Origin of the sequence: Nitrosomonas communis (assembly GCF_900114745.1) — a bacterium.
GTDB classification, from domain to species: domain Bacteria; phylum Pseudomonadota; class Gammaproteobacteria; order Burkholderiales; family Nitrosomonadaceae; genus Nitrosomonas; species Nitrosomonas communis_A.
The window spans coordinates 1-12,476 of sequence record NZ_FOUB01000085.1 but is presented as its reverse complement, the minus strand read 5'-3'; the positions used below and the strand labels follow the sequence as shown (position 1 = coordinate 12,476).

The window sequence follows — 12,476 nt, the reverse complement described above, 5'->3', positions numbered from 1 at the left end:
CATTCCTTATCATTTATATCTGTTTTGTATGACATTTCTTAGCTTGTTATCAAAATCCATGATTTTAATGGAAATCGTTTTGCCAGACAGCTTCTTAGGAATAATATTGTCTATACCGGATTCATTACTACCAGTTGCACGATTATTGTGTTCTGATTTCGTAAATCATGAGTCATTTGATGATGTCAAAAAAGACTTCTTAAATCTTTTACCAGAATTACGTAGACACGCAGAATGGACACAAAATAATTATGTGTATATTGATGATAAGGAGCTTAAAACAGATGGAAGATTCATAGTTACGCCTGTTAGTGGAATGAATCCATTCTCACGTTATGGAAAATGTTTAGATTTTAGATGTCGGTTAAAAAATACCCGAAGATTTGCCCAAACACTGGGTTTGTATTCAGATAGCATAAATATACATGACCCATTTACCACACTTTTTCTAGATAACGAAGATTGGTCAGATTATGAAATCGTAGCACTGTATCACGACATCACTGTTCTACATGAACTGGTGCCTTTATTTAATAAGGGAGTAATAAGTTTTTTAAATCCTTCAGCGGGATTCTGCAACTCATGCTACTCAGAATTAATAAGAAAAATTGGCAGCCTTGCAGAAGAGACGCTAGACGATTACAAATCAGAAATCAAAATGCGACGTGAAGAACATGGTTTCTCATTAGATACAGGTATTATTTATGAACCGCCATTAGTTCAACTATTTGAGCATACCTCAAGTAGCAAAAAAAGAATAACTAAGAAAATAGCTCTTAAGAATCTTAAAAAAAATGTGTCAGCTGAAATAAAAGAAATTCTGATGAGTTTCTATTCAAAATCAGTACAAGAATCTGCAATTTTTTCCAATTCACGCGTTACATTTAATGCTTTGAGAAATTTGGAAGGACGAAGCATATCTAATGATATAGAAGCATGGGAATTAGCGCATTCAACAGACTTGCCATGGATCAAGGAGCTTTCGGTACAGCAGGTAGTACAACTTAGGGAAGAAGCAAAAAGTGCTCTACCTCAGTTAAGAGAAAAATTTGCAATAAATATTGCGTCCAATAAAGCGTACGAGCTTAATCATACAGAGGATCAAACAAAGAATTTAATACGAGAACTCCGAGCTAGTACTGAAGAAGTAGCGGCAGAACTTAGTTCATTAAATATCAGGGGGGAAAGAAGATTTAACAATGTAGCTGGTATGCTTGGCTTGACAGTGGCAATTTATGGATATGGAACAGATTTAATGTCACCAGAATTGTCACTAACTACACTTTTATCTACCCTTGGGTTGATACATACTTTCTCAAAAAGGGATGAGGAAGAATTAAGAAAAATTACTTCAAAACCTGGCTATGTTTTTGTGAAAGCGAAAGAATTATTGAGCCATGCAAACTAGAACAATCTCTTGTTCCTTTATAACGGTATCTATCGTTCTTAGGTTTTTCTGGTTTTCTCCCAATCCTTGTGCCCCATTTGTTGGGCTGCCCAGAAACGATTCTCCTTATGAGAGCATTGTATAGGCGAAGGTGTGGCGGGAGTACAGTGGGGGATATGGGCACATTTGATTGTTGGTGTCTAGACGATTTTGTGGATGGTTTGATCGCTTCCCAAGCGATCGGAATTAGTTGGCTTTTTAAGCATTATACGGATTAGATGGTTGTTTTATCAGAGATTCAGCGGAAATACCTAGTTCTTGGTGTGGTTTCCAGATCATTTTAAGTGTCAGAGAACGTTTGCGATTAAGAATCCCGTACACTCGATTACTCTCTCCAATCATTGGTTCCAGGTCTTTGACCGTTAAACCTTTCTGTTCCATTCCAAATTTGATGGCTTCAATGGGATCGGCAGGTCGGGAGGGTAGTGTTTGCGTTCATAAGCTTCGATTAATGTCACCAGAACATCTAGTTTTTCACCTTCTGGCGTGTTGGGTTCGGCCGTCATGAGAGTTTCAACTTCATTCAATGCTGCGTGATAATCGGCGTCAGTTTTGATTGATTTGATATCCATGATCTTTTTAATTAAATAGTTTGTGCATCAATTTGATCACATTGAGCATGAGTGCTTATGAAGCGGATATATACTACACTGTAGACATAATTAATCCATACCACCAGCCGGTATTTGTTACTGGCAATATTAAATATTACTCTGCTATCTTTGAGGGTACTGGCATCTTTGAAATCTGCTTTTGCCTCCGCATGAGCCCCAGCGAGTATGCGGGAGCTGGTAAGAAAAAAGCTCAACCGAGAGTAGTTGATCCTATCAGCTTCTAAGCGCTGGGAGTTGCTCGTCTTTTGGCACAAACTTTAGAGCAATCCCGTTATTACACCAGCGTTCTCCACGCGGAGGCGGGCCATCACTGAATACATGGCCTTGATGACCTCCACAGCGCACGCAGTGATATTCCGTGCGTGGCCAGATCATCTTGAAGTCGATTTTAGTCGCTATGTGCCCGGCAATAGGCTGGGTAAAACTTGGCCAGCCCGTCCAACTCTCGTATTTATGTGCGCTTTCAAATAAGGGGAGATAACAGGCGGCACAAATGAAGGTGCCTGCACGCTCCTCATAAACCAGGTTACTGGATTCCGGGCGTTCGGTTGCTTCTTCAAACAGTATTTGATATGACCTAGGTGAAAGCAATTCACGCCATTCCTTATGTGGTTTGTTGAGGGGCGTAATAGGGTGGATCGCTTCTCCTACTACTTGTGCGCGAAAACATGCGGGAATCAGCGGAAACACGGCTGCCAAGCCGAGCATTTGTAACAAAGTACGTCGTTTCATGAAATCTTCTCCTACTGACAAGGGTGCGCGTGAACTGACTTTTCTAGTTTTTATTAGCGTAAACTGTTTTGTGGCTACTGAGTAACACAATGGAAATCTATAAACCAATGCTGATAGCTGAGGCATGGAATCACTTGTTTCAATTATCATTTATTCAAAAGCGCTTCGTTTGAATTACGCTACAAATTTCCCGAACAATCACCGTTTAGTAATGTGGATCAGTGTCACCCTCCGGTCGCTCTCGTCCTGATGACTGGTCGGCCTTTTTCTCCTTAAGTATTCTGTGCTTGGAAGGAGAGGCAACAAAGGATACGTAACCAGCTTTTGGATGGTTTATCAATGTGTTTGACACTTCAGCCGCTTTCTAGTACTTTCATTTCTAATAGAAAATAGTGTTTATTTTTCCTATAAACTGCGCGCCGGCATGAAGAATTCATTGGCATCTTCGAGAGGGTAAGGTGCGTCCGCTTTGAAACAAGCAGTCACGCTCAAGAGGAGAACGATAATGCAATTAGGTATGATCGGTCTTGGACGAATGGGTGCCAATATGGTGCGGCGCCTAATCAATGGCGGCCACGAGTGCGTGGTATTCGATTTGTCGCCGGAAGCGGTGAAAGAATTAGTGAAGGAGAAAGCCATTGGCGCCGTGTCAATGGCCGATCTTGTGGAGAAGCTCGCTAAGCCGCGGGTAGTGTGGTTGATGGTTCCTGCGGCGGTGGTAGATAAGACGATCGCAGGCCTGTTGCCGTTGCTGGATCCAGACGATATCCTGATTGACGGCGGTAATTCACACTATGTCGATGATATCCGGCGCGCAAAAGAACTCTCCGCCAAGCGCATCCACTATGTGGATGTCGGGACGAGCGGTGGGGTTTGGGGTCTGGAGCGCGGATATTGCATGATGATCGGCGGCGAACCCAAGGTGGTCCAGCACCTTGATCCGATTTTTGCGTGCTTGGCGCCCGGGCGAGGAAACGACATCCCGCGCACGCCTGGCCGCGATGAGATCGGTAGTACGGCGGAACAGGGGTACCTGCACTGCGGGTCGAACGGGGGCGGACATTTTGTCAAGATGGTGCACAACGGCATCGAGTACGGCCTGATGGCTGCGTATGCCGAGGGGCTGGGAGTATTGCGCGATGCCAATATCGGCAAACAGGAGCATGTGGTCGATGCCGAGACGACGCCGCTGCGAGATCCTGAACATTATCAATATGACTTCAATTTACGTGACATTGCCGAAGTGTGGCGGCGTGGCAGTGTCATTGCTTCATGGTTGCTAGATTTGACAGCGGCAGCACTGGTCGAAGATGCCGATCTGAAACAATTCTCCGGACGGGTGTCCGATTCCGGCGAAGGGCGCTGGACGATCAAGGCGGCGATTGACGAAGCCGTGCCAGTGCCAGTGCTCTCCACCGCGCTCTATCAACGCTTCAGTTCGCGCGGTGAGGCGGATTATCAGGATAGATTGCTCTCAGCGATGCGCCTCCAATTCGGCGGTCACTTAGAGAAACCAGAGAAGTGAGGTACTGGTTATGAGTGGCCTGCGTTCCGATGCGCTGGTTTTCTTCGGTGCAACGGGCGACCTCGCCTACAAGAAGATCTTCCCGTCATTACACGCCATGGTGAAGCACGGCAACTTGAACGTGCCGGTAATTGGCGTGGCTAAGTCCGGGTGGTCGCTTGAGCAACTGCGTGCACGTGCTCGGGAGAGTATCGAGAAGCACGACGGGCTCGATGCCGGAGCTTTCGACACCCTGTCAGGGTTGTTGCGCTATGTAGACGGCGACTACAACGATGCGGCTACCTACCAAGCTATCCGCAAAGAGCTGGGGGCGGCAATACGACCCGTACACTATCTCGCCATCCCGCCTGCGCTCTTCGGAACTGTGATCGAACAACTTGCCAGGGCCGGCTGCACCAATGGGGCACGCGTCATCCTGGAGAAACCGTTTGGAAGAGACTTGTCGTCCGCACAGGCACTCAACCACATTCTGCTGAAAACGTTTACCGAAGAAGCCATCTTCCGCATCGACCACTACCTCGGCAAGCGACCAGTACACAATATGGTGTTTTTCCGGTTCACGAATGCGCTGTTAGAGTCGTTCTGGAACCGGAACCACGTCGAGAGCGTACAGATTACCATGGCAGAGAATTTTGGGGTCCAGGGGCGTGGTGCATTATACGACCAGGTCGGCGCCATCCGCGATGTGGTGCAAAATCATCTCTTCCAGGTGTTGACCAATCTGACAATGGAACCGCCAGTACGCACTGATAGTGAGTCGGTGCGCGACGAGAAGGTAAAGGTATTGAAGGCCATTTCGCCGATTGAAGCGACGAACCTGGTTCGCGGGCAGTTCCGAGGATATTGCACAGAAGCGGGCGTGGCGTCGGGCTCGCAGGTTGAGACGTTCGTGGCCTTGCGTCTGGAGGTCAATTCGTGGCGATGGCAAGGCGTACCGTTCTATATCCGCGCTGGCAAGGCGTTGCCTGTGACATGCACGGAGATCCTGGTGCGCTTGCGTCGGCCACCGACAGTGTTTTCGACCTGCAATCCACAGAGAAACTACTTTCGTTTCCGTATCAGTCCGGATATCACCGGTGCTTTCGGCCTGACAGTGAACGATCCGGAGGATAAGATGGTCGGCCAGCAAATTGAGTTGCTGGCGACTCGCCACCCAGGTGCTGAGCAGGCGGATGCCTACGAACGTTTACTCGATGACGCGATGCAGGGTGATGCGACGTTGTTTGCGCGCCAGGACTACATGGAAGAGGCGTGGCGTATCATTGACCCCATCCTGAAAACGACCACTCCGGTATACGAATACGAGCCGGGGACCTGGGGGCCGACAGAGCTCGATCAGCGCGTCATGCCACCCGGAGGGTGGCAAAACCCGGTAGTCACCGGTTGAGAGTAAGGAATTCGAGATCTGAAATTCAGCAATTTTTGCTGCCAATAAGATACCAAATTTTTGAATTTTTGATTTCTGGCCAATGTGTTTGACACTTTATCTACATTCTTATACCTTTATTTTCTATGAATAAGCGTTTTAATTTTTCCACCATGCCGCTCACTTCAGAAAGGAAAATGGTCTCATGCATACAGCCCTCCAGTTTTTAAAGGACCGGTTTGCCGAAATCGATGACCTGCGGCGGGCAGGCTCCGTGCTTCATTGGGATATGTCTACTTATATGCCTCAAGACGGAACAGCGTCACGCGGCCGTATGATTGCTACGGTCGAAAAGGTCGCCCACGAAAAATTGATCGATCCAGCTGTGGCCGCGCTTCTGGAAACCGCATCGGGAATGCCAGATGCAATGTTGTCCACAGACGACCAGGCATTCCTGCGCTTGGCCCGTCGTCAGTTTACTCGGGCGTCCAAAATCCCTTCCGCTTTCAAGGCTGAATTTCTTCAACATATGGCCGAGACTTACGACGTGTGGATCCATGCTCGGAAAGCGAATGACTTCAACGCAGTGGCGCCGTTTCTGGAAAAGGCGGTCAGATACTCACAGGCCATCTCGGATTTTTTCAACTCCGGTGAGACCGCATGGGTTCATCCCATGGATCCGCACATTGAGGATGCTGACCCCGGCATGACGACCACAGGTCTCAAGACGCTTTTTGCCGACCTTCGACAGGATCTCGTGCCATTGGTCCGAGAGTTATCATCTCGCACCCGACCGCGGACTGATTTCTTGTCACGGGTCTATCCTAAGTCCCGGCAATTGGAATTTTTAAATTGGCTGGCCCAGAGTATCGGCTATGACTTCAATCGTGGGCGCCAGGATCTTACTCATCACCCGTTCATGACAAAGCTTGGAGCCGGGGACGTCCGTATTACGACCCGGGTCGATGAGACGAATCTCTGTGACGGCATTTTCAGTACCATACATGAGTCCGGTCATGCCTTTTATGAACTTGGACTTTCGCCAAGCTTGGACGGAACCATTCTGGGCCATGGCACTTCCGCCGGGATTCACGAGAGCCAAAGCCGACTGTGGGAAAACCTGGTAGGTCGGTCGCGCGAATTTTGGATATATTTTTATCCTCATCTGCAGGCTCATTTTTCTGATACGCTTCAGGATGTTTCGTTAGATGAATTCTATCATGGCATTAATTGTGTGGAACCTTCGTTGATTCGAACTGATGCCGATGAAGTAACCTACAATCTGCACGTCATGATTCGCTTTGACATCGAATCGCAGCTTTTGGACGGCTCACTTAAGGTGAGAAATCTTCCTGGCATATGGAACGATCGGTATGAGTCTGACCTGGGCGTACGACCACCATCTGACTCTCAAGGCTGCCTTCAGGATGTGCATTGGTATTACGGAAGCATTGGTGGAATGTTCCAAGGCTATACGATTGGAAATCTCTTTAGCGCCCAGTGCTACGATGCTGCTCTTAAGGCTCACCCGGAAATACCCAAGGCGATGGCGCACGGAAATTTTAGCGTACTGCATTCCTGGCTGAAGGAGAACATTTATCAGCACGGTTCAAGTTTTTTCCCACAGGAACTGATCCGACGTGTGACCGGCCAAGACTTGTCGTCGCAACCCTTTCTAGGGTACTTGAAGCGGAAATATTTATAGTAGCCCGGCCAACTAGCTAACGGACACGCTCAGCTTTAAAACCTCCACTTCGACAGATTTAGCTGTGGCATGCAACCCAGTTCTTATTCCATTTCTAAATCTAAGATGACGCGAAGGTGAGCTACAGACAGTAAAAATAATACAGCAAGATGAAGCCGATATAGTCAGTTTTGATTTAGAAATGGAATTAAGCTTCCACATAAAAACTGCGAAAAAACTGAGAAACTGCGCTTGCTCATATTACCGCCGTACTCGCCGGCACTCCATCCTGTCGAAAACCTTTTGGAGGAGCTACAAGAGCAATCATTCCTTAACCGTATATTGGACAGCCAGCACGTGCTTGAAAGCTACGTGAAAGCAGCAGTGTGACATAGAAAAAGACCATGGATGTGTTCAATCCATCGTTGCATGGCCTTAGGTTATAAATATACTTATGAAATAAGAATGGAATTACTGGCTAACACTCTAATGTCCTTGTAGTGCCTGGAAATAATGCCTCACCTAACTCGTTCCGCCATGCAGCAGGAAGCAATAAAAAGAAGGATGATGGCAGCAATTCAGCATCAAAAAAGGGACCAAATATAGCTGATATGGTAAATTAATCAACCCTATTAGCATTTATACAGGAATGATGAAATACAGCCATAATGGCCAATCGTAATAGCTGTGTCAACTCTGAGATTATTGAGAGACGCATTAATATTTCATCGTTGAGGAAATTCTTATTTAAATAAATTCTTTTTTAACCTATGGAGGTAATAGCTATGAACACGCTCATAACTTGGTTAGTTAATTCTTGTGTTTTAATAAGTGGTAGAAAAATGAAAGGATTAGGATATATCCTAATAGGTGGAATGTTCTTGTTCAATACAATATCCGCGCTTGCGGAACATCGTGCCGTTAATGTGAATATTGGGGGTACTGGAGGCGCGGTTGATTCTGCTTCTGAACAAAAAGTTCGCAAGGTTATCGGGCATGCGTTTAAGGATGGAGCTGTGGATACTTTGTATGTATATAGCCCTAGAGCAGGAGGACCTATTTTTATAGAAGGTGGCTTGTCTTTATGTGCCGAGGCGGGTTTTAGTGCAACGACAGAAAAATTCATTGATTTTATACAGAGGTTAAACGCTATTCATCCTCCTTCTGGTACTTTCTATAACGTAGAATTAACTAAAGCTTGTGAACCTATTGATGTAATGAACCAACCGCAAACTTGTGGCGGAATCCAGGGGAAACAATGTGCAAGTACGCAACAATACTGTGATTTCGGTATCGGTCATTGTCAGATTGCCGACGCAGAGGGCACCTGCAAGGACAAACCTACTATTTGCACAAAACAGTATGAGCCAGTCTGTGGTTGCAATGGAATAACCTATGGGAATGCATGCGAGGCAGCAGCAGCAGGCGCTTCCATTGATCATGTTGGTGAATGCAACCCATCTCAACCATAAATATTCGGCGGAATTGCTGCATGAAGTGGGCGCTCACAAGATTTGATTTGGATCGGCGATCCAACTGACGATTGCGATTCCGCTCTTTAATAGGGAAGTTTAACGGTGAATAAAGGTGAGTGGGAGCTCATACATTTATCCACCAAGAACGCTTAGTTACAAGTTATCTACTCTTTAGAATAAAAGCATTAAGCGTTCAGAACGCCCTCGGACTAACTCACGCTGGGCGTCTTGCTATCTTATGAATTGAAATTTATAAGTGTAAATGGGGCGGGCTAGATTCAGAATCCATAATTCTTGTTCTTGCGAACCATAGCCCCAACCGTTGTTGGTGAATTTCTCGTTGACTGTATGCAACTGTTTTGTAGGCAGCAATAATCGCCGTTTTTCGGTTTTTGTGTTGCACTGTAATTTCAGACAAAGGTTTTGCGCAACCGGCCGTTTTTACTGCTTGGCTAGATTTAAATCGTCTTTTTCTTTCCCAACTGGGAATATCCAAATTACCACTCAAGCCTCAGTGCTGAGAAAAAATATGATGGGTGATGAATAAGTGTATCTTTCACTCAACAACTTATGCGCTGGAGATTCAGTGCACACATGGAGATTAGTAGCTTGGTAAAAAACATGCAAAATGTGTTCTAAGGTGGGTATGTAATAGAACCTCCGAGCTTGCCCGGAGGTAAGGAGTAAGCTTATTAATCCTTATTTCTAAATTTAAACTCTGGCGCTTTTTCTAACTGCTCCTTAGTAACATTTAATAAAATTCTCTCTTCTGTTCTATTAGCTGATAAGTGATGAAATGGGACGGCAACCGATTTCTTACCCATGCCGAGCATGCCACCAACATCCACTATTCCATACACAACTTTGCCATCTTGACTCAATAACAAGTCATCAACCTCACCTACTTTTTTGCTATTTTTATCGACGATGTCTACACCAAAAAGCTTTTTAGCGTTTATAGCATAATCTTCAGCACCACGGCTTGCAGGGAGCTCATCTGCCTGGTAAGGACGGCTTTCTACAGATTCTGATTTAAACTCAGGCATTTTTTCTAACTCTTGCTTAGAAAGATTAATGACAGCTTCTTTCTTTGCTTTGCGTATTTCTATATCCTGAAATGGGACAGAGACCAATTTATCACCCATACCGAGTAGGCCGCCAACTGATAATATTGCATAAGCGACTTTTTCTTTTGTGCTCAATATCAAATCATCAATTTCACCAATCTTCTTGCCAGTCTGATCAACAACCTTCATATCCATGAGATTTGTGGCCGTTATATCGTAGGCCACATCGGTGGCGCCCCATTCAACATTCTCGCCACTACCATAAGATTGTTCAGCATTACTCTTCGACTGACTGCCCTTTTCCCAATCCTGCTTATCATTAGTTTGTGCGGATACGCAGGTAAATAGAAAACTGAGGCCGATTATGGACGCTATATTGAAAAGAAATTTACTATGTATCATGATTTAACTCCTATTGATTTTTTGACTAATTTATCGACACGCAATCAGGCAGGTCGATGCCTATTAATTTAATTTGGTGGAGCCTTTAAAGAACTGTGATTAGCCATGTTAATTTTGCTGCTAATAACAATTCAAAACCACGTCGTTAACAAAAAATATCCCTATCACAAGCGTCAGCACCGATTGGCTAGTGATATTTATGAGCCTCCTTTGTAAAAGGAGAATTCATCCTAGCAGGAAGATCAGGTAGTTATCTGTACGAAAGCGTACATAAACCAGAAAAAGGGTTTTTATTTTGGCTATACCACCTCGAACCATGTGTCTTGATATCTATCAAGCTGTAGCAGATAAGTACTGGTTTTATATGAATTTTAATCGGTATGACCTTATTAGGTAATGGATAGCAAATGGAGCCAGATCCAGAGTCAAGAATTCTTGTTCTTGCGAACAATAACCTCAAACGCCGTTTTGCGGTCTTTGTATTACACTGAAATTCTAGACAAATAAAGGCTTTGCGTAATCGACCATTCTTACTGCTTGGATATATTTAAATCATCTTTTTCTTTTCCAATTTTTTTACATTTCAGTTACAGAAGCTTCATCTCGTAACTAAATCTGGCCTTTCAAATTTGACCCTATTTCAGATTGATGTTGCACGTCTTCTATGACAAATTGCATTGTCATCAAGTATTTCGTTGATGAGATGATAATGGTAATCCATCAGACAATAGCCATGACATAACTCGTTGTCATCAGCCACAACCATTCTAAGCGTTTCAAAAAACCTGAGCCGGTCTTTTTATATGCTAAATGTTTTTGCTGCGATCTCCGCCTATGTTACGTGATAAAGCATATTTGGAAATCTTAAAAAGAGTGGTCCAGAGAGAAAGAGGGCAAGAATGTAGGAGGATAAAAATTATCCTCCTACATCTTTCACATCAGATTCGTATTTATTTAATAGTTGCGCCGCATATTTTATCGGTTGCTTGAGGAACTACCTTGCGACGAAGGCTGTCCAGTCGCTGAGCTACTTTCTCCCCTTTTTGCGCCCGGCTGCTCAGCGGGTCCAGGAGCATTATCCGACCCTGTGGAAGTTGGCGCCATGCCTTTGTCTCCGCTCGAGTAAGGCTCTTCGGAAGGGTCGATAGACCTCTTTTCATCGTAGCTTGGAGCGCTTCCCTGTCCAGATGAGGAGCCTCCTGGCATAGAACTACCCTGTGATGAAGACTGCCCCATAGAGCTTCTATCACCGCGTTCTGTAGCATGCAGGATACCATTCAGACCAAAAAAGATAAGACTTGCAAATATCGAAGACCGAACTGTGTTTTTTAAAGTGAATTTCATGATAGCCTCCAAATTAATCAGCATAATCGCTGTATCGAAATCTTAACCCAGTTCTTATAAACTTATCTGTACGATACCGCACGAAGGATTAAATAATCGTCTTATAACATGAGTCGTTCTCGTAGTTGGCTATCATCAATAAGCATCTGTTTGATCCAATTACTTTCGTTGATAGCTTATTCCATTTCTAAATCAAAACTGACTATGTCGGCTTCTCCTTGCCGTATTATTTTACTGTCTGCGGCTCGCCTTCGCGTCATTTTTGATTTGGTAATGGAATTAAATGAGGAGTTGGCAATGAGATTAAAAGATAAAGAGATTATGGCTGTGAACATTAACGCTGGAATTTAAGCTTAAAGCATCAAAGTGTAAACCTCATCAAAACATGTCCTATGTCTATGTTATGGTAGGCAAGCGGTTAGAGATGCTGCCCAAATTGATTCGGCGCTGGATCAAGCAGTATGAAGTGGAGACGCTGGATAAAATCAAACGTCAAATTAGCCCGTGATATTCCTTTTTTAGTGCAAATGGGGCCAGGTATAGGATCAAGAACTCATTTTTGCAAACAATAACCTCAGCCACCGTTGGTGCAATTGATTGTACTCTCCAATTTCTCGTTGACTGTATGCAGCTGTTTTGTAGTTAGCAATAATCGCCATTTTTGCTGCTTGGCTAGATTTAAATTGTTTATTTCTTTCCCAATTCTTTTTTGCATGGTGAATTCGTATCATAAGTGCATAACCCGTTTATCAAGCCGGGATGTTTGCCAACCAAGCAGCCAAGAGCAAGGTATGGTAAAAGGCATTCCAACAAATAATTG

12 protein-coding genes are annotated in these 12,476 nt (G+C 44.7%); 6 read left to right on the top strand and 6 right to left on the bottom strand.

Translation table 11 applies throughout. The features are described from left to right. Positions 1-1,408 (top strand): hypothetical protein (locus BM122_RS18445; RefSeq protein WP_218152158.1); only part of this gene is annotated, 1,408 nt, incomplete at its 5' end. A gap of 401 nt (positions 1,409-1,809) precedes the next feature. On the opposite strand, the gene BM122_RS26625 is transcribed toward BM122_RS18445, so the two are convergent. The 3 genes from BM122_RS26625 to msrB are packed head-to-tail and all read right to left on the bottom strand — an operon-like array spanning position 1,810 to position 2,793. Beyond that, the gene (locus BM122_RS26625; RefSeq protein WP_256212199.1) at positions 1,810-2,019 is read right to left on the bottom strand and encodes a helix-turn-helix domain-containing protein; all 210 of its coding nucleotides are present in this window, start codon (positions 2,017-2,019) and stop codon (positions 1,810-1,812) included. Between the two features lie 11 nt (positions 2,020-2,030). Then, positions 2,031-2,255 (bottom strand): type II toxin-antitoxin system HigB family toxin, encoded by a 225-nt coding sequence (locus BM122_RS18435; RefSeq protein ID WP_256212198.1) that lies wholly within the window; start codon positions 2,253-2,255, stop codon positions 2,031-2,033. A 19-nt stretch (positions 2,256-2,274) separates the two neighbouring features. Beyond that, positions 2,275-2,793 (bottom strand): peptide-methionine (R)-S-oxide reductase MsrB, encoded by a 519-nt coding sequence (gene msrB, locus BM122_RS18430; RefSeq protein ID WP_074907002.1) that lies wholly within the window; start codon positions 2,791-2,793, stop codon positions 2,275-2,277. Between the two features lie 505 nt (positions 2,794-3,298). Here msrB and gnd point away from each other — a divergent pair. The 4 genes from gnd to BM122_RS18410 all read left to right on the top strand — a co-directional run bounded on the left by gnd (position 3,299) and on the right by BM122_RS18410 (position 8,840). Beyond that, a complete protein-coding gene (gene gnd / locus BM122_RS18425) occupies positions 3,299-4,318 on the top strand; it encodes a phosphogluconate dehydrogenase (NAD(+)-dependent, decarboxylating) (protein ID WP_074907001.1) in 1,020 nt (339 codons plus the stop codon). Between the two features lie 10 nt (positions 4,319-4,328). Beyond that, complete coding sequence (gene zwf / locus BM122_RS18420; RefSeq protein WP_074907000.1) at positions 4,329-5,705, top strand: glucose-6-phosphate dehydrogenase; 1,377 nt, start codon at positions 4,329-4,331, stop codon at positions 5,703-5,705. Positions 5,706-5,889: 184 nt separating this feature from the next. Further along, positions 5,890-7,389 (top strand): carboxypeptidase M32, encoded by a 1,500-nt coding sequence (locus tag BM122_RS18415; RefSeq protein WP_074906999.1) that lies wholly within the window; start codon positions 5,890-5,892, stop codon positions 7,387-7,389. Positions 7,390-8,153: 764 nt separating this feature from the next. Then, on the top strand, positions 8,154-8,840 hold the full coding sequence (locus tag BM122_RS18410; RefSeq protein ID WP_143083528.1) for a Kazal-type serine protease inhibitor domain-containing protein: 687 nt from the start codon (positions 8,154-8,156) through the stop codon (positions 8,838-8,840). 695 nt (positions 8,841-9,535) lie between these two features. Here BM122_RS18410 and BM122_RS18405 read toward each other — a convergent pair. Both BM122_RS18405 and BM122_RS18400 read right to left on the bottom strand, forming a co-directional pair. Next, a complete protein-coding gene (locus BM122_RS18405) occupies positions 9,536-10,312 on the bottom strand; it encodes a PRC-barrel domain-containing protein (protein WP_074906997.1) in 777 nt (258 codons plus the stop codon). 975 nt (positions 10,313-11,287) lie between these two features. Next, positions 11,288-11,656: a hypothetical protein gene (locus BM122_RS18400; RefSeq protein WP_143083527.1), complete on the bottom strand. Its 369-nt coding sequence runs from the start codon at positions 11,654-11,656 to the stop codon at positions 11,288-11,290. A gap of 385 nt (positions 11,657-12,041) precedes the next feature. On the opposite strand from BM122_RS18400, the gene BM122_RS25480 reads away from it, so the two are divergent. Then, positions 12,042-12,164, top strand: coding sequence for a hypothetical protein (locus BM122_RS25480; RefSeq protein WP_256212196.1), 123 nt, complete (start codon positions 12,042-12,044; stop codon positions 12,162-12,164). A 37-nt stretch (positions 12,165-12,201) separates the two neighbouring features. Here BM122_RS25480 and BM122_RS18395 read toward each other — a convergent pair whose 3' ends face one another. Further along, positions 12,202-12,387: a hypothetical protein gene (locus BM122_RS18395; RefSeq protein WP_074906995.1), complete on the bottom strand. Its 186-nt coding sequence runs from the start codon at positions 12,385-12,387 to the stop codon at positions 12,202-12,204. Between the last annotated feature and the right edge of the window lie 89 nt (positions 12,388-12,476).